Annotated in this window: 20 protein-coding genes; 15 read left to right on the top strand and 5 right to left on the bottom strand. The window is 69.8% G+C overall.

What is annotated here, in order from left to right:
- Positions 1 to 61: 61 nt before the first annotated feature.
- A complete protein-coding gene (locus JUB11_RS08070; RefSeq protein ID WP_207458009.1) occupies positions 62 to 1,456 on the bottom strand; it encodes a leucyl aminopeptidase family protein in 1,395 nt (464 codons plus the stop codon).
- Between the two features lie 201 nt (positions 1,457 to 1,657).
- Between JUB11_RS08070 and JUB11_RS08065 the strand changes: the two genes are divergently transcribed.
- The 3 genes from JUB11_RS08065 (at position 1,658) to JUB11_RS08055 (ending at position 3,454) form a co-directional block, all read left to right on the top strand.
- Complete coding sequence (locus tag JUB11_RS08065) at positions 1,658 to 2,317, top strand: glutathione S-transferase family protein (protein WP_207458008.1); 660 nt, start codon at positions 1,658 to 1,660, stop codon at positions 2,315 to 2,317.
- 73 nt (positions 2,318 to 2,390) lie between these two features.
- Positions 2,391 to 2,594, top strand: coding sequence for a hypothetical protein (locus JUB11_RS08060; protein ID WP_207458007.1), 204 nt, complete (start codon positions 2,391 to 2,393; stop codon positions 2,592 to 2,594).
- Positions 2,595 to 2,677: 83 nt separating this feature from the next.
- Positions 2,678 to 3,454 (top strand): hypothetical protein, encoded by a 777-nt coding sequence (locus tag JUB11_RS08055; RefSeq protein ID WP_247886921.1) that lies wholly within the window; start codon positions 2,678 to 2,680, stop codon positions 3,452 to 3,454.
- A gap of 52 nt (positions 3,455 to 3,506) precedes the next feature.
- Here JUB11_RS08055 and JUB11_RS08050 read toward each other — a convergent pair whose 3' ends face one another.
- From JUB11_RS08050 to JUB11_RS08040, 3 genes are all read right to left on the bottom strand, one after another.
- Positions 3,507 to 4,694 carry a patatin-like phospholipase family protein gene (locus JUB11_RS08050; RefSeq protein ID WP_207458006.1) on the bottom strand — a complete coding sequence of 396 codons (1,188 nt, stop codon included), beginning with the start codon at positions 4,692 to 4,694 and terminating at the stop codon, positions 3,507 to 3,509.
- A 137-nt stretch (positions 4,695 to 4,831) separates the two neighbouring features.
- Positions 4,832 to 6,007, bottom strand: coding sequence for a TAXI family TRAP transporter solute-binding subunit (locus JUB11_RS08045; protein ID WP_348771386.1), 1,176 nt, complete (start codon positions 6,005 to 6,007; stop codon positions 4,832 to 4,834).
- 88 nt (positions 6,008 to 6,095) lie between these two features.
- Positions 6,096 to 6,701 (bottom strand): HupE/UreJ family protein, encoded by a 606-nt coding sequence (locus JUB11_RS08040; protein ID WP_207458005.1) that lies wholly within the window; start codon positions 6,699 to 6,701, stop codon positions 6,096 to 6,098.
- A 138-nt stretch (positions 6,702 to 6,839) separates the two neighbouring features.
- Here JUB11_RS08040 and JUB11_RS08035 point away from each other — a divergent pair, with 138 nt between their 5' ends.
- The 11 genes from JUB11_RS08035 (at position 6,840) to JUB11_RS07985 (ending at position 19,009) form a co-directional block, all read left to right on the top strand.
- A complete protein-coding gene (locus tag JUB11_RS08035; protein ID WP_207458004.1) occupies positions 6,840 to 7,322 on the top strand; it encodes a DUF29 domain-containing protein in 483 nt (160 codons plus the stop codon).
- Between the two features lie 101 nt (positions 7,323 to 7,423).
- The gene (locus tag JUB11_RS08030; RefSeq protein ID WP_207458003.1) at positions 7,424 to 8,116 is read left to right on the top strand and encodes an orotate phosphoribosyltransferase; all 693 of its coding nucleotides are present in this window, start codon (positions 7,424 to 7,426) and stop codon (positions 8,114 to 8,116) included.
- Positions 8,117 to 8,172: 56 nt separating this feature from the next.
- Positions 8,173 to 8,607 carry a hypothetical protein gene (locus JUB11_RS08025; protein WP_207458002.1) on the top strand — a complete coding sequence of 145 codons (435 nt, stop codon included), beginning with the start codon at positions 8,173 to 8,175 and terminating at the stop codon, positions 8,605 to 8,607.
- A complete protein-coding gene (locus JUB11_RS08020; RefSeq protein WP_207458001.1) occupies positions 8,604 to 9,914 on the top strand; it encodes a hypothetical protein in 1,311 nt (436 codons plus the stop codon). The genes JUB11_RS08025 and JUB11_RS08020 overlap by 4 nt, the downstream gene beginning before the upstream one ends.
- 225 nt (positions 9,915 to 10,139) lie before the next feature.
- On the top strand, positions 10,140 to 12,986 hold the full coding sequence (gene ileS / locus JUB11_RS08015; protein WP_207458000.1) for an isoleucine--tRNA ligase: 2,847 nt from the start codon (positions 10,140 to 10,142) through the stop codon (positions 12,984 to 12,986).
- Positions 12,987 to 13,082: 96 nt separating this feature from the next.
- Positions 13,083 to 13,586: a signal peptidase II gene (gene lspA / locus JUB11_RS08010; protein WP_207457999.1), complete on the top strand. Its 504-nt coding sequence runs from the start codon at positions 13,083 to 13,085 to the stop codon at positions 13,584 to 13,586.
- Between the two features lie 78 nt (positions 13,587 to 13,664).
- Positions 13,665 to 14,255, top strand: a complete 591-nt coding sequence (locus JUB11_RS08005) for a DUF3035 domain-containing protein (RefSeq protein WP_348771385.1) — start codon at positions 13,665 to 13,667, stop codon at positions 14,253 to 14,255.
- A 127-nt stretch (positions 14,256 to 14,382) separates the two neighbouring features.
- A complete protein-coding gene (locus JUB11_RS08000; protein WP_207457998.1) occupies positions 14,383 to 15,768 on the top strand; it encodes a pitrilysin family protein in 1,386 nt (461 codons plus the stop codon).
- Positions 15,769 to 15,770: 2 nt separating this feature from the next.
- Positions 15,771 to 17,144, top strand: a complete 1,374-nt coding sequence (locus JUB11_RS07995; protein ID WP_348771384.1) for a pitrilysin family protein — start codon at positions 15,771 to 15,773, stop codon at positions 17,142 to 17,144.
- Between the two features lie 111 nt (positions 17,145 to 17,255).
- Positions 17,256 to 18,611 (top strand): pentapeptide repeat-containing protein, encoded by a 1,356-nt coding sequence (locus tag JUB11_RS07990; RefSeq protein ID WP_207457997.1) that lies wholly within the window; start codon positions 17,256 to 17,258, stop codon positions 18,609 to 18,611.
- Positions 18,612 to 18,646: 35 nt separating this feature from the next.
- Positions 18,647 to 19,009, top strand: coding sequence for a PilZ domain-containing protein (locus tag JUB11_RS07985; protein ID WP_207457996.1), 363 nt, complete (start codon positions 18,647 to 18,649; stop codon positions 19,007 to 19,009).
- A gap of 27 nt (positions 19,010 to 19,036) precedes the next feature.
- On the opposite strand, the gene JUB11_RS07980 is transcribed toward JUB11_RS07985, so the two are convergent.
- A complete protein-coding gene (locus JUB11_RS07980; RefSeq protein WP_207457995.1) occupies positions 19,037 to 19,204 on the bottom strand; it encodes a hypothetical protein in 168 nt (55 codons plus the stop codon).
- Positions 19,205 to 19,367: 163 nt separating this feature from the next.
- Here JUB11_RS07980 and pgi point away from each other — a divergent pair, with 163 nt between their 5' ends.
- Positions 19,368 to 21,008 carry a glucose-6-phosphate isomerase gene (gene pgi, locus JUB11_RS07975; protein WP_207457994.1) on the top strand — a complete coding sequence of 547 codons (1,641 nt, stop codon included), beginning with the start codon at positions 19,368 to 19,370 and terminating at the stop codon, positions 21,006 to 21,008.
- The last annotated feature ends 214 nt before the right edge of the window (positions 21,009 to 21,222 follow it).

Here is a 21,222-nt window from a genome sequence, read left to right as displayed (position 1 = left end):
TGACAAATTTACCCCGTCCCGCGGGATCGGCGGGTGATCCGGCCGATCCCGCGTGCAAGGTTCAGGCGGCCCCGTAGCGCTTGGCGATCAGCGCGTAGGCAGCGCGCAGGCCCAGCGCCTCGCCGCCTTCCGGGCGGCCGGGCTTGGCCGAGGGATTCCAGGCGAAGACGTCCAGATGCGCCCAGGGCGTGTCCTTCGACACGAACTCCTGAAGGAACAGCCCGGCGGTGATGGCGCCGGCGAACGCCCCGGAGGAGACGTTGTTCATGTCGGCGACCTTGCTGTCCAGCCACTTGCGGTAAGGGGCCCAGAGCGGCAGGCGCCACATCGGGTCGTTCTCCGCGTCCGCCGCGATCAGCAGTTCTGCGGCCAGCGCCTCGTCGTTGCAGAAGAGCGCCGGCAGCTCCGGCCCCAGCGCCACGCGCGCGGCACCGGTCAGGGTGGCGAAGTCGATGATCATCGCCGGCTTCTCCGAATCCGCCTCCGCCAGCGCGTCGCAGAGGATCAGGCGGCCCTCGGCGTCGGTGTTGCCGACCTCGACCGTCAGCCCCTTGCGGGTGCTCAGCACGTCGAGCGGCTTGAAGGCGTTGCCGGAGATGACGTTTTCCACCGCCGGCACCAGCACGCGCAGCCGCACCGGCAGCCCCGCCATCATGATCATGCGGGCGAGACCCAGCGCGTGCGCCGCGCCGCCCATGTCCTTCTTCATGGTCAGCATGCCCGAGGACGGCTTGATGTCGAGCCCGCCCGTGTCGAAGCACACGCCCTTGCCGACGATGGTAACCTTGGGGTGGTCCGGGTTGCCCCAGCGCAGATCGACCAGCCTCGGCTCGCGCGGGCTGGCGCGGCCCACCGCGTGGACGGCGGGATAGTTCCGGTCAAGCAGCTCCTGCCCGACCGTGACCTCGTACGCCGCGCCGAACTCCAAGGCAAGCGCGTGGGCGGCCTCGGCCAGTTCCTCCGGCCCCAGGTCGGAGGCCGGCGTGTTGACAAGGTCGCGGACCAGCCAAGTGGCGGTCGCTGCCCGCTCCACCTCCGCCCGGTCGGCGCCCTCGGGCCAGACCAGCGCGGCGAAGCCCTTCTCCGACGTCTTGTAGCGCCCGAAGCGGTAGCTGCCGAGCGCCCAGCCCAGCGCCAGGCGCGTCGCCGCCCGGCCGTCCGGCTCAAGGCCGGGCGCTGGGTCGAGGCGGTAGCTTCCCGGCGGCAGGCCCGCCGGTAGCCCGGCCAGCCCCCACAGCTCGTCGAGCGCCGACACCCCGGCCAGCACGCGCGCGATGCCACCCTCTCCGTCCGGCAGCAGCGCCGTGGCACCGGCCTCGCCGGAGAAGTTCAGCGCCTTCACCCAGCCCGCGACGGCGGGGGGCTGCGCCTCCAGCCAGCCGGACAGCGCGGCCTTGGTCAGCGGGGTCAGCGGAACGGTGTCGGCGGCGGCCGTGTCGATCAGGGTGGGCAGCAAAACGGGCGTCCTTCCAAATCACGGATCAGGGTCTTGCGGGAAGGTCAGAGGATGGCGCGCCGCCGCCCGCCTGAAAAGAGGCTATGCGGCATAAGCCGCGCCCGATGGCCGGTAGGGAGGACCGCAAGGACCGGTCTTGTGCGCCGGTCTGTCCCCGGCCATGCTCCCCCTCCCCATCCACCTTGAGCCCGCGAGCCCGTCATGAGCAGCCTCACCCTCGTCATCGGCAACAAGGCCATCTCCTCCTGGTCGCTGCGTCCCTGGCTGGCGCTGAAGCAGACCGGGCAGGCCTTCGACGAGATCGTCATCACCCTGCGCCAGCCGGACACCGCGGCCCGCATCCTGGAGCATTCGCCATCCGGCAAGGTGCCGGCGCTCATGCACGGCGACCGCACGGTCTGGGACTCGCTGGCGATCTGCGAGTATCTGGCGGAGACCTTCCCCGACGCCCGGCTGTGGCCCGACGACGCCCATGCCCGCGCGGTCGCGCGCGCGGTCTCGGCGGAGATGCATTCGGGCTTCGCCGCGCTGCGCGGTTCCATGTCCATGAACCTGAAGCACCGCTTCCTGGGCGAGGGCCGCACCCCCGCGACCGAGGCCGACATCGCGCGCATCGCGCGGATCTGGACCGATGCCCGCGCCCGCTTCGGCCAGGAGGGTCCCTTCCTGTTCGGCCGCTTCTCCATCGCCGACTGCATGTACGCGCCGGTGGTGACGCGGTTCGACACCTATGGCGTCGCGCTGGACCCGGTCTGCGCCGATTACTGCCGGGCGGTGCGGGAGTTGCCGGCCATGCGCGAATGGACCGAGGCCGCCCTGGCGGAGCCCTGGGACATCACCGAACCGCCGCGCAAGGGCTGAGCCGAAAGGCCGGAACCCTGCCGGGTGGCCGATGTTGAGGGGGGTTCAACACCCCGCGCCAAGGAGGCACTCCATGAGCGACAACAAGCGCAACATCGACACCGACGCCATCGCCCATTCGTCCCAGGGCAACACGTCGGCGACCGGCACGGGCACCCACGCGGTCAACGCGCGCGAGTCGGCGGCCGATCAGTCGGACAACAAGGCCAAGGGAAACGAGGCGCGCGTCTCCGGCTACGGCAAGGGCATGACCCAGCCGGAGACCGGCAAGAACTGAGGCCCGTTCCTCCAATCCTCCCCCCGCGGGGCACAAACGCCCCGCTGTCTTGTTGAAGGCGGGCCAGACGGAGGGAGGAGCATATGGGGAAGAAGGAAGCCGTTCTCGTGACGGCGGCGGCGCTCGCGCTGTGTGCGGCGACCGCCGCGCGGGCCGCGGAGGGCGACGAGCACCTGTCGCTGTCCGGCGGCCTGCCGGTCACCATCGAGGATGCCGGGTCCATCCAGAAGGGCGACATCGACACCAAGCTGCGCTTCTATTACGAGAACCAGCGCAAGCGCGGGGCGCGCAACCTCCTGACCGTCGATCCGGAGATCGAGGTGGGCGTCGCCCCGAACCTGTCCTTCGGCGTCTCCCCCAGCTACAGCCTCGGCAACGCCTCCGGCGCCCAGAGCGGCGAGGTCGAATTCGAGATCGAATACAGCGTCCTGCCGCAGAGCGGGAGCGGCACCGGCATCCTGATCGAGCCATTGGTGAGCATCCCCTACGGCTACAGCGAGGATGCCGTCGAGGCCGGCCTGGCGCTGCGGGTGACTCAGCCGCTCACCGGTTCACCGACCGGGCCGCGCCTGCACCTGAACGCGCGGCTGCTGCACCTGTTCGACTCCGATGACGGGCAGCGCGACAACCGCTACTTCCTGGGCGCCGGCGTGAACTTCACGGTGGCTCCCAGAACGGCCCTGGCGCTGGACGTCATCCGCGAACAGTCGCAGGAGCGCGGCAGCGTGGAAAACCTGGTCGAGGCCGGCGTCCGGCACGAACTGATGGAAAAGCTGTCGGTCGGTTTCGGCGCCGGCGTCGGCATCGGGCCGGACTCGCCGCGCTACCGTCTGCTGCTGGGATTGCAGAAGTCCTTCTGAGCGCTGGAGCCGGCGGCCTTCCGGGGTGCCGGCTCCGTCATCCGGGCCGGCCTCACGCCGGCTCGGCCACCTTCTCGGCCACGCCCCGCGCCAGCGGGCCGCGCTCGGCCGCCAGCAGCGCCGCCATCCGGTTCAGTTCGGCGTCCTTCTCGGCGATGGTCGTCTCGGCGAGCGCGACCAGGGCGTCGATGTTCGCCTGCGACGGGTCGTCCATCTCCCGGTTCGGGATGCCGGTGACGGGCAGCGGCGCCTGGAGCCGCAGGTAACTGTCCTGCTCCTCCAGCATCTCATAGACCTGGTAGTCCACCGCGTCCGCGACGCCGTCCATCAGCACTTCCAGCAGCTTGGGCCCCCAGGTGAGGGCGCCCATGACCTGGTTCGGGTCGAAGCCCTGCGGCTTGGGGATCTGGCCCGTGCCGATCGACAGCATGGCGATCCGCGCGCCGGGATAGAGCTTCATGGCCTCGGCCAGCGCGCACATGGCGGGGTTGTTGGCGAAGACGCCGCCATCGACCATGGCGTAGCTCCGCGTCTCCGGCACGCCGGCCGAGGGCACGCTGGACACGCAGGCCGGCTGGAAGAAGACCGGCGCCGCGGAGGTCGCCCGCGCCACCGTCCACAGCGCGAAGTCCGGCTGCGCCTGCCCGGCCACGGCACGCGCACGCCAGCTCTTGAAGAGGTGCGGGTCGTGCCGGATCATGTCGTAGGTGGTGACGAGCAGATGGCAGCGCTCGACCTCCGACAGCAGGCCGGTGCCGAGCACGTTCCGCAGGAGGTTCTCCAGCGAGGCGGCGTCGTAGATCGGCTTCTGCAGCTCGTGATAGATGTCCAGCGTCGGCGCGATCGCCTCGTGCACGGCGCCGGCGATCCGCGCGTCGCGGACCGGGTTCCACCAGTGCCCGCCCTTGTAGGCGGTGACGGCCTTGTCGACGAGGCCGCCGACCTGCTTCGCCTCGGCCATCAGCGCCGCGACGCGCGAGCCGTTGGGGAAGATGGCCCCGCCGTTGGTCCTGTAGAAATCCAGCAGTTGCTGCGCCGTCATCGGCGCGTCCGGCTTCGCCAGACCCGTCGCCAGGATGCCGCCGGTCGAGGTGCCGGCGATGATGTGGAAGGCGTCGCAGAGATGCTCCGGGCCGCCCATGGCGGCGACGCGTTTTTCCAGTTCCGCCAGGATGCGTGCGGGATACACGCCGCGGATGCCGCCGCCGTCGATGGAGAGAATGCGAATCGTCTGGTCCATAGGATTTCCCCTGCAGGTCGGGCGCCGCCCCCCGGCAGGGTCATACGCGCATAATCCTAAGGATCGGCAAAATCGATAGTGGTGTTCAATGGCTTTGTCGGTGACCTTTTGCAACCGCATGCGGTTGCACGCAGGCTTCACGGCGCCGGGCGTTCGCCCGTCTGCCTGCCGTCGGGCACCGCGGGGGCCGGAGGCGGCGGTTCACCGCCGGGATCGGTGTTCGCCGACGGCTCGTTGGCGGCGTTGCCCAGCAGCCCGGCCTTGCGGTAGTAGCGCTCCGCCCCGGGATGGAGCGGCACCGACAGGCCGGCCAGCGCCTTCAGCCGGTCCATGCTGCGGCCCCTCGGATGGCCCTCGACCAGCAGGCGGCGGGTGTTCTCGTGCCACAAGGCGCTGCAGATGCCGAAGATCAGGTCGGGACTGCCGTCGGCGCGCACCAGCAGCTCCGCGCCGAGCCCGAGCGTGCGCGTCTCCGGCACACCGGCGTAGGAGCCGGCCGGCACCACCGTTTCCATGAAGAAGCGCTGCTCGGCGCGCAGCCGCCCGGCCTCCTCCCCATCCAGGGGTATGAGCCGGATCGGCACCCGCGCCGCGACGTCGGCGATGGCGGCGACCGGCGGGCCGCCGACCATGAAGAAGGCCTCCAGCTTGCCCTGCCCCAGCCAGTCGGCCGAGGTGCCGGGCTTCTGATAGACGGGCTGGACGTCGGCGACGCGGACCCCGAAAGCCTCCAGAACGAGGCGGGCCTCGACCAGAGTGCCGGATCCCTCCTCCCCCAGCGACACGATGCGGCCCTTCAGGTCCTGGACCGAGTGGATGCCGCTGTCGGCGGCGACCACGAGGTGCAGCGCCTCCGCGTAGAGCATGCCGATGGAGCGCAGCCCCTCGAAGGGCGGCCGGTTCGCGTAGCGGCCGGAGCCGTTGTAGGCCCAATAGGCGATGTCGGCCTGGCAGAGGCAGGCCTCCACCGTGCCGTTGCGCAGCAGCTCGATGTTCTCGACCGAGCCGGAGGTCGCCTGCGCCACGGCGATCAGCCCCGGCACGCCGCAGCTCCCCCCACGGTCGCAGGCGCGCGCACCGGGCGGGCTGGAGATGGCGTTGGCGATCAGCCCGCCCATTGGGAAATAGGTGCCGGAGGTCGTGCCGGTGGCGATGCGGAAATAGCGGACGTCCTGCGCCATGGCGCGTCCGGCGGGACCGAGCGCGCCGAGCAGGGCGCCGCCCGCCGCAAGGCCCAGGAGGCGCCGTCGCCCGACCGGTGCCGCGGCGGAGACGGGGAAGGCGGAACGGGTATCGGCTGCTGCACGCTGCACCGGCGGGTCCACCCTCTGCTCTGACGGGGGGCCGGCACGGACGCGGCGTCCCGGCACCCGTCCTACAAATACCAGAAAGCGACCTTTTTCAAGGCAGCAAGCGGCCAAAGGCGTCGGTCAACTCAAGAATGCCGAAGACTGCTACCGCACCGCCACAAAATTGGACCGCGCGCGCCGAAACCGCCATGCCCAGCATGCCGGCGAGCCCGACCCCGGCGGCCAGCACCAGGAGGCTTCCCGACGCGAAGCCCGCCCAGAAGAGCGGCCCGCCCATGTGCATGTAGCCGTGGAAGACCGCCGCGACGGCCGCCACCAGGACCGACACCACCAGAGGCACCCTCAGGTTCATGGCGACCAGCGCGCCCATGACGATGAGCGAGACGGCGAGCCCCTGCCCGGCGTAGGCCAGCCGCACCCCGAACTGCGCGGCGATCCCCGCCGCCAGCAGGGCGGTGACCGCCGCCGCCGGCAGCTGCCACACCGCCGGCCCGCCGCTCTGCCCTGCCCAGAGACCGGTCGCCAGCAGCCCCAGCAGATGCGCCAGGACCCAGACCGGCTCGGTCAGCCCGGTCCCGAACGGCCCGGTCGCCGTCACCCGCGCCAGCGCCGGCGAGGCCGCCAGGAGCAGCAGGACCGCGGGCAGCACGAGCGCCACGGAAGGTCCCGGTACAAGCCGCTTGCCGATCACCGCCATTCCCGACCCCCCTCCATCAAAACCGCCGCCGGTATGGCCGGGGGCGTCGGCGGGGTCAAGGGAAAGGGTCGAGGGGCATCATGGACAGGAAACCTCCCGCGCCGTTATCCTTCCCGTGCGCCACCGCGGGGGTCCGCCATGCCCGATGGACATCTCTACGACACCGACTGGTACGCCTGGACCCAGGCCCAGGCGACGGCCCTGCGCCGGATGGCCGAGGCGCGGGCGAACACCGAGCTGGACCTTGACCATCTCGCGGAGGAGGTCGAACTCTTGGGCGGCAGCGAAATCTGCGCGCTGGAAAGCGCCCTCGCGCGGATCGTCGAGCATCTGCTGAAGCTCGAACATTCCCCCGCCGCCGATTCACGCCATTCCTGGCTCCTCAGCGTCGTCGAGCAGCGCAGCCGCGCCCAACGCATCCTGCGGCGCAGCGGCACGATCCGGCGCAGCCTGCCGGACCTGCTGCCGGATGCCTGGGAGGATGGCCGCAAGCTTGCCGCCAAGGCGCTGGAGCTGTTCGACGGCATCGATCCCGCGACGCTGCCGGCGGACTGCCCCTACAGCGCCGAACAGATCCTCGACGATGGCTTCCATCCGGCGAACCGGCACGGGCTTTCCTGAAACCCGACCGGGACTTCGCGGCGTCCGGCACACCATTGCGCATCGCGTTCCATGCCGGTACACAGGGCGCCAACCGCCGACCCCTGCGTGAGAGTCCAGCCATGAGCACGTCCGCCGCCGCCGACAGGGCGGTCATCGCCGAAACCGCGGCCAAGATCCTTCTCGAGATCAAGGCGCTGCATTTCAACGCCGAGACGCCCTTCATCTTCACCTCGGGCTGGGCGAGCCCGGTCTACACGGACTGCCGCCGCATCGTCTCCTTCCCGCGCGCGCGCAAGGCCCTGATGGACTTCGCGGTGGCGACGATCGAGCGCGAGATCGGCTACGAGAGCGTGGACGCGGTGGCCGGCGGCGAGACGGCGGGCATCCCCTTCGCGGCCTGGATCGCCGAGCGGCTGGAACTGCCGATGCAGTATGTCCGCAAGAAGCCCAAGGGCTTCGGCCGCAACGCCCAGATCGAGGGCGTGCTCACCGAGGGGCAGCGCGTCCTGCTGGTCGAGGACCTCGCCACCGATGGCAAGAGCAAGGAGAACTTCATCACCGCGCTGCGCACCGCCGGCGCCCAGGTGACGGACACCTTCGTGATCTTCCACTACGGCATCTTCCCACAGTCGCGCGAGAGCATGGCGGCCATCGGCGTCCGCCTGCACGAGCTGTGCACCTGGTGGGACGTCCTCAAGGTCGCCCGCGACAACCAGTATTTCGACGCCAACACGCTGGCCGAGGTGGAGAAGTTCCTCCACAACCCGGTGGACTGGTCCGCCGCCCACGGCGGCAAGTCGAGCATGGGCTGAAGCCCGGCCGGCGGGACGCGGCCGGAACGGAACGGAGCGGGGGCAAGCGGTCCATCATGAGCGTCAAGCGCCGGGAAGGGGTCTTCAATCCCAACCGCCGGATTCTGGCGCCGGACGCCTTGCCCCGGTCCGAACTGGACACCATGGCCGACCGCGCCTCCTACGGGGGCAATCCGGAGCACAAGCTGCATCCCGGCGACTACGGCTTCGGCGCGCTGCCGCACCCGCGTCCGGGCAAGATGCTCTGCGACGCCGAAGGGCCGTTCGGCAAATCGCAAGCCGAGAGTCTTTTGAAGGCCGCTTTCCGCAAGGGCATGGTCAGCCGCCAGACGCGCGGCGACTGGCCGCAGAATGTCTGGGCGGTCACGACGGCCGGCGTTCCCTACGAGGCACAACTGGAAAACCGTGACCAGGGGACCTATCATGGTTACCCGATGGCAGCGGATGATGTCTTCCGGAGCATCGTATTGAAGGAATGGGCGAAGCGGTGAGCTACCCTCTGGAATTCGATGCCGAATGGGAATTCCTGCAATCCGGTCCGCCGGAAGAGAAAGCCTGCTTCGCCGCCCTGGGCATCCGCCATGGCGCCACGTGGATGACCGAAGCCGACGACCGGCTGGCGAAGCGGATCCGGACCTCCGTCTATGTCTCCACCTATCCGCTGGCGCAGTGGCTTGCCTGGAACTGGTGGCGCCTGCGGTGGGAGCCGGAATCCGGCGCACCCGCATGGGCTCTCGCTCACCGGCTCTCCTCCGTCGGCGGAGGGTATGTCTGGCCGAACATCACCATCGCATCGGACGGTGAGCGTGTCGCCCTGACCGTGAAGCCGACCAGGGCGGAGCCGTCGGCGTCCCTGCGCTACATCGCCGACCTGTCGGTCGCGGTCGGCGCGGCTGAATTCGAGGCCGCCCTCGACCGCTTCCTTGGGCAGGTCCAGGCGCAGTTGCGCGCCGAAGGGGTTGCCGAGACCAACTTCGACCGCATCTGGAACGCGGTCCGGGAGGAGCGCGCGGACCCCGACGCCGCGCTCTGGCGGCGCTTCGAAGCGATGCTCGGCTTCGATCCCGACGAGGCGGATCCGTCCCTGATCGAGCGCATGGTCGCGGACACGGCGGTGCTCGGCAAGGAAGCGGTGGCGGAGATCGCGGCCGAACATGCGGGGGGCGAGCCGCCCTCCCGGCAGCATCTGATCGATTTGGCCGGGCAGATCGGCTTCGACGCGCATCCCGCGGACGCGGTTCGCCTGTCCACCGCCGGAAAACCGCGCCGGACGGAGGCCCTCCCCGCATGGCGGCGCGGCGCGGAGATGGCGAAGGCTCTTCGTGTCCAGGAGAAGCTCGGCAGCGATCCGATCCCGAACGCACGCCTGTCGGCGATGTGCGGCCTGTCCAGCTCGGTCCTGGGGCAGGATGGAGGGAGTTTCCGGTTCGCCTTCGCCTTGGATCGGGACCGGACATCCGGCGCCGTCGTCCTGCGTTCGAAATACGAAACCGGCCGGCGTTTCGACCTGGCCCGGCTGCTGGGCGACCGGCTGAGCGGCGATGCGGGAACGCTCTTCCCGGCCACCGCCGCCTACACCTACCGGCAGAAGCTGCAACGCGCCTTCGCGGCCGAACTTCTCTGCCCGTTCGAGGCTTTGGAGGAGATGCTGGGCGAGGACCGCTCGGCAGCGGCGGTCGAGAACGCCGCCCAGCGCTTCGGCGTTTCGGAACTGACCGTCCGAACGCTGCTGGTGAACCATGGACGCCTGGGCCGCGAGGATCTGATCGGCGACACCGAGGCCATGCAGGCCGCGTGACCGCCCGCCCGCCGCCATTCCGCGGGGCTGAAGCGTTTGCCTTGACCCCACCCCCGACACGGCTAATATCCGCGCCATGATGCGCATGGGGTGGATCTCGCGGGCGTGGGTCTCGCGGCGAATTACCGGCCCGGCTCTCTGAGGAGGGCCGGGTTCTTTGCGTTTGCCCTTCGCGAGGCCGGACCGCTGCCTCCGACGATGCCGTCTTTCAGGATCATCCAAGTCATGACCCGCGATTACAAGTCGACCGTCTTCCTGCCGCGCACCGATTTCCCCATGCGCGGCGGCCTGCCGACGAAGGAGCCCGAGCTGCTGCAGCGCTGGGCCGAGATGGACCTGTTCAAGCGCCTGCGCGACGCCTCCAAGGGCCGCGAGAAGTTCGTGCTGCACGACGGCCCGCCCTACGCCAACGGCAACATCCACATCGGCCACGCGGTCAACAAGATCCTGAAGGACGTGATCGTCCGCACCCGGCAGATGCAGGGCTACGACGCCAACTACGTCCCCGGCTGGGACTGCCACGGCCTGCCGATCGAGTGGAAGATCGAGGAGAAGTACCGCGCCGCCGGCAAGGACAAGGACGACGTTCCGATCCTGCAGTTCCGCGCGGAATGCCGCCAGTTCGCTCAGGACTGGGTGAACGTCCAGGCGTCGGAGTTCAAGCGGCTCGGCGTCGAGGGCGACTGGCGCGTGCCCTACATGACCATGACCTTCCCGGCCGAGGCGCAGATCGTCCGCGAGATCCACAAGTTCGCGGCGAACGGCGGCCTCTACAAGGGCGCCAAGCCGGTCATGTGGTCCACGGTCGAGAAGACGGCGCTGGCCGAGGCCGAGGTCGAGTACCACGACCACACCTCCACCACCGTCTTCGCCCGCTTCCCCGTCGCCGAGTCCCCGGTCGCCGAGCTGAAGGGCGCCTCGGTGGTGATCTGGACCACCACCCCCTGGACGCTGCCGTCCAACCGCGCCGTCGCCTATGGCGCGGAGATCGAGTACGCGGTCTATGAGGTGACGGCGGTCGAGGAGGGCAGCCTCGCCCGGGTCGGCGAGCGGCTGGTGCTGACCCCGGCGCTGGCCGAGAGCGTGCAGAAGGAGGCGAAGATCGCCGAATGGACGGCGGTCGCCCGCTTCCCCGGCGCGTCGCTGGCCGGCACGGTCTGCCGCCACCCGCTGAACGGCCAGGGCTACGACTTCGCGGTGCCGCTGCTGGCCGGCGACTTCGTCACGACCGACGCCGGCACGGGCTTCGTCCACATCGCCCCCGGCCACGGCGAGGACGACTTCTACCTCTGCATGGCCAACGGCATCGAGGTGGACCAGCTCGTCGGCGAGGACGGCCGCTACTACGACCATGTCCCGCTCTTCGCCGGCCGCGCCATCTACACGCCGCAGGGCAAGCCCGGCGACGCCAACAACGCGGTGCTGGAGGCCTTCCAGGCGGCCGGCGGGCTGCTGGCGCGCGGCCGGATCAAGCACAGCTACCCGCACAGCTGGCGTTCCAAGGCCCCGCTGATCTTCCGCACCACGCCGCAGTGGTTCATCTCCATGGAGACGAACGACCTGCGCCAGGTCGCGCTGAAGGCCATCGAGGACACGCGCTGGGTGCCGGAGCAGGGCGAGAACCGCATCCGCGCGATGATCGAGAGCCGCCCGGACTGGTGCATCAGCCGCCAGCGCGCCTGGGGCGTGCCCATCGCGCTGTTCGTGCGCAAGCGCACCGGCGAGATCCTGCGCGACCCCGCCGTGTTCGAGCGCATCGCCGCCGCCTTCGAGCAGGACGGCGCCGACGCCTGGTACAGCCGCGACCCGCAGGAGTTCCTGGGCAACGAGCACCGGGCCGAGGAGTTCGAGCAGGTCCGCGACATCGTGGACGTCTGGTTCGAATCCGGATCGACCCACGCCTTCGTGCTGGAGCAGCGGCCCGAGCTGAAATGGCCGGCCGACCTCTATCTGGAAGGCTCCGACCAGCATCGCGGCTGGTTCCACTCCTCGCTGCTGGAAAGCTGCGGCACGCGCGGCCGGGCGCCCTACGACGCCGTCCTGACGCACGGCTTCGTGCTGGACGAACAGGGCCGCAAGATGTCGAAGTCGCTCGGCAACGTCGTCGCCCCGCAGGAGGTGAGCGACAAGTTCGGCGCGGACATCCTGCGGCTGTGGGTCATCAACTCGGACTATTCCGAGGACCTGCGCATCGGCCAGGAGATCATCAAGACCCAGGCCGACCTGTACCGCCGCCTGCGCAACACCCTGCGCTACCTGCTGGGCGCGCTCGCCGACTATTCGGTCGAGGAGCGCATCGCCGCGTCGGAGATGCCGGAGCTGGAGCGCTGGGTCCTGCACCGGCTGTGGCAGCTGGACACGCTCGTCCGCGAGAAGATCGAGGCCTACGACTTCCACGCCCTGTTCGTGGCGCTGCATAACTTCTGCGCGGTCGAGCTGTCGGCCTTCTACTTCGACGTCCGCAAGGACAGCCTCTACTGCGACCGCACGGATTCGGTGCGCCGCCGCTCGGTCCGCACGGTGATGGAGCATCTCTTCTCCGCCCTGACCGCCTGGCTCGCCCCGATCCTCTGCTTCACGGCGGAGGAGGCTTGGCTCGCCCGGCCGCAGGGGCTCGGCCTCGGCGACGCGGAGAGCGTGCATCTGCGCCTCTTCCCGGAGATCCCGGCGGAGTGGCGCGACGACGCGCTGGCCGCGAAGTGGGAGAAGATCCGCGACGTCCGCCGCGTCGTCACCGGTGCCCTGGAGCTGGAGCGCGCCAACAAGCGGATCGGCTCCTCCCTCCAGGCCGAGCCGACGGTCCATGTGGACGAGGAGACCCGGACCTTGCTGGCCGGTGTGGACTTCGCCGACGTCTGCATCACCTCGCAGATCGAGGTCGTCGCGAGCCCGGCCCCGGACGGCGCCTTCACCCTGCCCGACGTCGCCGGCATCGCGGTGGCGCCGGGCCTCGCCGACGGCGAGAAGTGCGAGCGCTGCTGGAAGGTGCTGCCGGAGGTGACCACGGTGCCCGAGCACCCCACCCTCTGCCAGCGCTGCGCCGACACCGTGGACCACGCCCCGGCCGGCTGATGTCCGGGGGCGGGGCGCGCGCCTGCGTCCCGCCCCTCCGCCTCCTCCTTCACCTTGCCCTCTCCGCCCCGCCCTTCCCTTGGGATACCCGCCCGCATGAACGCCGACGCCGCCTACCCGTCCCGCTCCTATCTCGGCCTGGGCCTCGGCCTTGCCGCGCTGGTCGTCGTCCTCGACCAGCTCAGCAAATGGTGGATCCTGGAAGTGGTCATGCAGCCCGTGCCGCGGGTGGTCGAGGTCACGCCCTTCTTCAACCTGGTGCTGGCCTGGAACTACGGCGTCAGCTTCGGGACCTTCGCCAGCGGCGAGGCCTACATGCCCTACGTGCTGAGCGCGGTGGCGCTGGGCATCGTCGTGGCGCTGTTCGTCTGGATGCGCCGGGCGGAGCGGCCCTTCATCGCGGTGGCGCTGGGCATGGTGATCGGCGGTGCCATCGGCAACATCATCGACCGCATCCGCTTCGGGGCGGTGGCGGACTTCCTCGATTTCCACGCGGCCGGCTGGCATTTCTGGGCCTTCAACGTGGCCGACAGCGGGATCACCGTGGGGGTGGCTCTGCTGCTGCTCGACGGCCTGTTCGAAAGCCGCGAAAAATCGTAAGAAATTTGGCCTCGGAGCCGCTATAAGAGCTATCCACAAGCGACCTTGCGCGGTTGTGACAGACGACGGGACCAGATCGTGATCGACATTCTCTCCGCTTCTCCGACCTCGCGCCGCTCCGCGCGCCCGATCCTCGGCCCCCTGTCCGGGCTGGCGCTCGCAGCACTGGCCGTGACCGGCTGCTCGGACATCCGCCAGTCCATCGGCCTCGACCGGAACACCCCGGACGAGTTCACCGTCGTCTCGCGCGCGCCGTTGAGCATGCCGCCCAGCATGTCCCTGCCCGCCCCCCGTCCCGGCGCGGCCCGCCCCCAGGACGCCCACACCGCCCAGATGGCGGCGGCCTCGGTGTTCGGCGGCGCTTCCCGCGGGACGGTGACCGGCACCGCCGGCGAGTCCGCGCTGGTCGCCCAGGCCGCGACCAAGGGCATCGACCCGGACATCCGCGCCAAGGTCGACCAGGAGACCACGGCACTGATCAGCGCCGACAAGCGCTGGGTCGACCGGCTGCTCTTCTGGCAGACGCAGGAGCCGCCGCACTCCATCGTCGATCCGGCGAAGGAGCGCGAGCGGCTGCGCGCCGCCGCCGCGGAAGGCAAGGCGCTGAACGACGGCGCCGTCCCGACCATCGAGCGCCGCCGCAAGGCTCCGCTGGAAGGCCTGTTCTAAGCCCGGGAGTCTCCCGGCCTTTTGTGCCGGGGGTCATATTGTCCGGCCGCGCTTGCGGCACCACTCTCTAGGGGCGCTTCCCGGCCGGGCGGCGCCCCTTCTCTTTGTCTGGTTCGCGAGAGGTTTCATGATCGCCGGCTTTCGCATGGCCTGCCGCGCCGCCACCGCCGCGGCGATGCTCGTCCTCGCCGCACCGGGATTCTCCGGCGGGGAACACGCCGCCCTCGCGGCGGAAAAGGGGGTCTTCTTCCCCGAATCCTTCACCCTGTCGAACGGGATGGAGGTCGTGGTCATCAACAACCCCCGCGTTCCGGTCGTGACCCACATGGTCTGGTACAAGGCCGGGGCCGCCGACGAGGAGCGGGGCAAGTCCGGCATCGCCCATTTCCTCGAACATCTGATGTTCAAGGGCACGAAGGAGGTCCCCGCCGGCGCCTTCAGCCGGATCGTCGCCAAGAATGGCGGGCGCGACAACGCCTTCACGAGCTGGGACTACACGGCCTATTACCAGAACGTCGCCCGCGACCGGCTGGAGCTGGTCATGCGCATGGAGGCCGACCGCATGGCGAACCTCCAGCTCACCGACGAGGCCGTCTATCCCGAGCGCGACGTGATCGTCGAGGAGCGCCGCCAGCGCGTGGAGAACGAGCCGGACGACCGCATCGGCGAGCAGTTCAACGCCACCCTCTACGTCCATCATCCCTACGGCACGCCGATCATCGGCTGGCCGCAGGAGATCCGCAGCCTGACGCGCGAGATGGCCGAGGATTGGTACAAGACCTGGTACGCGCCCAACAACGCCGTGCTGGTCGTCTCCGGCGACATCACGGTGGACGAGCTGCGGCCCCTCGCCGCGAAATATTACGGCGTCATCCCGGCCCGCGAGCTGCCCAAGCGCGATCGCGTCGAGGAGCCGCCGATCAGCGCCGCCCGCCGCGTCATCCTGACCGACGAGGAGGTGCGCCAGCCCTCCATCCGCCGCGCCTGGCACGCCCCCTCCTACCGCACCGACAAGGACGGGCACGCCTACGCGCTCCAGGTCCTGTCGGAGATCATGAGCGGCGGCTCGACCTCGCGCCTCTACCGCAACCTCGTGGTCGAGCAGCGGGTCGCCACCTCCGCCTATCTCGGCTACGGCCCCAACTCCTGGGACGACACCTCGGTGGTGGCCGGCGCCACCCCGGCGGCCGGCGTCCCCATGGACAAGCTTGAGCAGGCGCTGGAGGAGCAGATCCGCCGCGTCGTCGAGCAGGGCGTGACGGCCGAGGAGGTCGCGACCGCCAAGAAGCGCATGCTGGCCGAGGCCGCCTACGCCCGCGACAGCCTGACCGGCCCGGCCCAGGCGCTGGGTGCGGCCATCGCGACCGGCCAGACCATCGACGATGTCGAGAACTGGCCCGTCCGCATCGACGCCGTCACCGCCGAGCAGGTGAACGCCGCCGCGCGCGCCGTGCTTGGCCAGGACAACCACGTCACCGGCCTCCTGCTGCCGCCCAAGGACAAGGAGAGCTGAGGATGAACCCCATGCAGCAGATCCGCACGGCCCCGAAGGCCCTTTTCACGGCCGCTTTCGCCGCGGCCGCCTTCCTCCTCTCGGCGGCGCTTCCCGCCCAGGCCATCGAGATCAAGCGGGTGGTCAGCCCCGGCGGCATCGAGGCCTGGCTGATCGAGGACCAGAAGGTTCCGGTCGTCGCCATTCAATGGGCCTTCGAGGGGGCCGGGGCCACCGATCCCGCCGGCAAGGAAGGGCTCGCCAACCTCGTCTCGCGCTCGCTCGACGAAGGGGCCGGCCCCTACGACAGCCAGGCCTTCCAGACCAAGCTGCAGGACAGCGCCATCGGGCTGGGCTTCGACGCCGGGCGCGACGCCTTCACGGGCTCCCTGCGCACGCTGAAGGACAACCGCGAGGAGGCCGTCGAGCTGGCGCGCCTCGCCATGGCCGAGCCGCGCTTCGACCAGGAGGCGGTGGACCGCATGCGTGCGTCCGTCACCGCGAGCCTGCGCCAGGATCTCGGCAACCCGAACTTCGTGGCGCAGCGCGTCTTCTACAGCACCGCCTACCCCGACCACGCTTACGGCCGGGAGCTGCGCGGCACGCTGGAAAGCCTGCCGGCCATCACGCCCGACGACATGCGCACCTTCGTGAAGACGCAGCTCGGGCGCGACCGGCTGGTCGTGGCGGCGGCCGGCGCCATCACGCCGGAACAGCTCGGCCGCGACCTCGACCGGATGTTCGGCGGGCTGCCCGCCAAGTCCGAGGGCGCGCCCCTGGCCGACGTCGCGCCGAAGGGGCTGGGCGAGACGCTCGTCGCCCAGCGCCCGACCGCCCAGACGATCATGCTGATGGGCCAGGAGGGCCTCAAGCGCTCCGACCCCGACTGGTACGCCGCGACCGTGATGAACTACGTGCTGGGCGGCGGCGGCTTCGGATCGCGGCTGATGGAGGAGGTGCGCGAGAAGCGCGGCCTCAGCTACGGCGTCTACAGCTACCTCATCCCGATGGAGCACACGGCGCTCGTGCTGGCCAGCGGCTCCACCATGAACGCCAAGGCCGGCGAGGCGCTGGACATCATGCGCCAGGAATGGCGGCGCATGGCCGAGGGCGGCGTGACGGAGGAGGAGCTGGCCGATGCCAAGACCTACCTCACCGGCTCCTTCCCGCTCCAGTTCGGCTCGACCCAGGCCATCGCCGGCATCCTGCTCCAGGTGAAGCGCGACGAGCTGGGCATCGACTATCTCGACAAGCGCGACGGCTACATCAACGCCGTCACCCGCGAGGACGTCCAGCGCGTCGCCAAGCGCCTGCTCGACCCCGCCAAGCTGCTGACCGTGCTGGTCGGCAAGCCCGAGGGCGTCACGGCCACCCGCACGGTGGAGGGCGGGAGCTGATCCCGCCCCGCAAGCCCCTGCCCCCAACTATCGGATCCTGACAACCAACGCTTAACGCAAGCGTCATAGGATCGGGGGAACGAACGGGGCTTTTCCGCGGGTGGCGTGCCGATGACGGGCCGATACGGCATGGACGACCTGGGAATCGATTACCGGAAGCTGGCGGTCCCCGAACTCGAACGGGTCCTGGATCTGCACCTGCGCTATCTGCAGGGGCAGCGCGGCGGCGCCAGGGCAAGCCTGAAGTTCCACGACCTCACGGACGTGTCACTGGCGCGGCGCAGGCTCGCCGGGGCCGACCTGACGGGCGCCCGGCTGAGCGGGGCCGACCTCAGCGGGGCGGACCTGCGCGCCGCCTGCCTGTTCGGCGCCGACATGCGCAAGGCGGACCTCAGCCGGGCCAACCTCGCGAAGGCCGACCTGCGCGGCGTGGTGCTGCGCGGCGCTGCCCTGGCCCGCGCCATCCTCTCCGAAGCGGACCTGCGCGACGGCTACCTGATGCGCAGCAAGAACGGCGAGCTGACCCCGATGTCGCCGGACCACAGTTCGGTCGAACTCTCCGAGGCCACCCTCACCAAGGCCAACCTCAGCCAAGCCAAGCTCTCCAACGCCTTCATCGTGCAGAGCGACCTGCGCGACACCGACCTGCGCGGCAGCGTCTTCGTGAGGGCGGACCTCAGCGGGTCGGACCTGACCGGCTGCAACCTGGAAGGCGCCGACCTGTCGGAGGCGAACCTGTCCGGCGCCAAGCTGGACGGGGCGATCCTCACCCGCGCCGTCCTGCGCAGCACCAACCTGGCCCAGGCCAGCCTGCTCGGCGCCCTGCTGGACGAGGTGGACCTGTCGCTCGCCAACCTCACCGGCGCCGACATGGTGCGCCGGCTGGACGGCATCGAGGGCGTCATCGGCGAGACCATCCGCCTTCACCGCGAATGGATTCTCAGCAACGGCCGCAAGGGGCAGCGCGCGAACCTGACGGCGGTGGACCTCAGCGGGCAGAACCTGGCCAACCTCAACCTGTCGGCCGCCGTCCTCAAGCAGGCCGTCTTCACCAAGGCGAACCTCGCCGGCACGGTGCTGGCGATGGCGGACCTCGCGATGGCCGACCTGCGCGGCGCCCACATGGCCGGAGCCGACCTGCGCGGCGCCTGCCTGGAGCGCGCCTCGCTGAACGAGGCGAACCTCTCCAACGCCATCGCCTCGCCGATGGAGCTGCGCAGCGGCCAGGGATGGCCGACGAACCTCGACAAGGCCCGCCTGACCCGCGTGAACGCCGCCTCGGCCGATTTCACGGGCGCGCGCATGAGCGACACCGACCTGACCCAGGCCAACTTCCAGAACGCGACGCTCCGCCGCGCGGCGCTGACCGACTCCCAGATGACGATGGCGGACCTGCGCGGTGCCGACCTGAAGGACGCCGACCTGCGCGGGGCGCGGGACCTGATCCTTCCGGAGCCGGCGGCATGACCCCGCGAGAGTCCTCGAACGAAGAGACCGAACCCATGACGAGCGGATCCATGACGACCGGACCGGAGGCCGGAAGGCCGGCCGACCGCCGCCGCCACCCGCGCCACCCCGGCGACCGCTACCCGTTGAGCGTCGGCCGGCATGCGGCCCGCCTCGTGGACTGGTCCGCCGGCAGCGTCGGCATCCAGCTCCGCGACGAGGCCGAGGGCATCAAAGTCGGGGACGGCGTCACGGTCAGCATCATGAGCGAGCACACCCACGGCGTCGCCTTCTTCCCCGGCCATGTGCGCCGGATCGACGCGGAGAACCGCATCCTCGGCATCGAGTTCACCGAAGCCGACGGCGACGCCGCCGCCTTCCTGGCGGCGCTTCTGGAGGCGTCGGGCTCCCAGCCCTGACCTCCGCCGAGGCCGCCGGCCCGCGTCTCAGGCGAGATCGGGCTGGCTGCCTGGAAAGCGCGGATCGCTCGGGCTGACCGGGCGGCCGGGAATCTCGCCCGGCACGATGCCGATCTGGCCGGACCCGCCGTCCTCGCGCCGTTCCTCTTCGGTCGGCTCGGGCGACGGCGGGGGCAGATCCTTGTCGTTGGTCATGGCATCCTCCTGTTCCTGCAACGACAACGCCCCGGCAGCCGGCTTCGTTTCATCCCTTCGGAACAGGCCCTTGGTCAGAGCCGCTTCGGGCGTTTTGGCACGTGTCGCGCGCGGCTGTTTTCGTCTAGGCTCGGGCCGCCGTGACTGGAGGAACAAAGAAGAAATGTCCGCGCTCACCCGTTCGCCCGCCTGGGAAGCCCTGCTCCGCCACCGCGAAGCCCTGTCCGACACCCACATGCGCGACCTGTTCGCCGCCGATCCCGACCGCTTCCAGCGCTTCTCGCTGGAGGCCTGCGGGCTGCTCTTCGACTATTCGAAGAACCGCGTCACGGACGAGACGATGGCGCAGCTCCTGGCGCTCGCCCGCCAGCAGGATCTGGAGGGATGGCGCGACCGCATGTTCGCGGGCGAGCCGATCAACCTGACGGAGGGGCGCGCCGTTCTGCACACCGCGCTGCGCAACCGCTCCGACCGCCCCGTCATGGCCGGCGGACGCGACGTGATGCCCGACGTGCGCGCCGTGCTGGAGCGCATGGGCGCCTTCGCCCATTCCGTGCGCGAGGGCGTGTGGACCGGCTACACGGGCGAGCGCATCACCGACGTGGTGAACATCGGCATCGGCGGCTCCGACCTCGGCCCGGTGATGGTGACGGAGGCGCTGACTCCCTACCTCCACCCGGAACTGAACCTGCATTTCGTCTCCAACGTGGACGGCACGCACATCGCCGAGACGCTGGCATGGCTCGACCCGGAGACGACGCTGTTCATCGTCGCGTCCAAGACCTTCACGACTCAGGAGACGCTGACCAACGCCCATTCCGCCCGCCGCTGGTTCCTGGAGGCCGCGGAGGACGAGGAGTTCATCAAGCAGCATTTCGTCGCCGTCTCCACCAACGAGGCGGAGGTGCGCAAGTTCGGCATCGACCCGGCGAACATGTTCGGCTTCTGGGACTGGGTCGGCGGCCGCTATTCGCTCTGGTCGGCCATCGGCCTGCCGATCGCGCTGGGGGTGGGCATCGATAAATTCGAGGAGCTGCTGGCCGGCGCCCACGCCATGGACGAGCATTTCCGCACCGCACCGCTGGAGCGCAACATGCCCGCGCTGATGGGCATGCTCGGCGTCTGGTACGTCGATTTCTGGGGCGCCAAGTCGCACGCCGTCCTGCCCTACGACCAGTATCTGCACCGTTTCCCCGCCTATCTCCAGCAGCTGGACATGGAGAGCAACGGCAAGTCGGTGGACCGCGAGGGCAACCCGGTGGACTACGCCACCGGCCCGGTCGTGTTCGGCGAGCCCGGCACCAACGGCCAGCACGCCTTCTACCAGCTCATCCACCAGGGCACGGAAATCGTCCCCTGCGACTTCCTGGCCCCGGTTGAGACGCACAACCCGATGGGCGACCATCACCGCATCCTGCTCTCGAACTTCTTCGCCCAGCCCGAGGCGCTGATGCGCGGCAAGACCCCCGACGAGATCCGCGCCGAGATGGCCAAGGGGGGCAAGCCGGCGGAGGAGATCGAGCCGCTGGTCGCCCACCGGACCTTCGCCGGCAACAAGCCGACCAACAGCATCCTGTTCCGCAAGCTCGACCCCGCCACGCTCGGCGCGCTGATCGCGCTCTACGAGCACAAGGTCTTCGTCCAGGGCATCGTCTGGAACATCAACTCCTTCGACCAGTGGGGGGTGGAGCTGGGCAAGCAGCTCGCCGCCCGGATCCTGCCCGAGCTGGAGGAGGGGCCGGCTCCCGGCGCCCATGACTGCTCCACCAGCGGGCTGATCGAATGGTACCGGCGCAACCGCTGAGCGGCCCGGCATCCAGGGTCTCACCACCGCTTTTCCATCGGGCGGAATTTCCGGAGACGGGCTTTGCCGGGCGGACAGCCCGCGGTTAGGGTGAAAGCGTCATAGCAGCGTCTCCAGTCATTACCTTCAGAGCCTGTTTGATTAGGCTTCTGGCTTGTAATCTCGGCCATAGGCGCGGAGTGCTCGATCGAAAGCAGCGATTTCTACGGCATCT

This window comes from Azospirillum sp. SYSU D00513 (assembly GCF_017356015.1).
Classification (GTDB): Bacteria; Pseudomonadota; Alphaproteobacteria; order Azospirillales; family Azospirillaceae; genus Azospirillum.
Note: the sequence above shows the minus strand (reverse complement) of the source record. Positions and strands in the feature narration are given on the sequence as shown.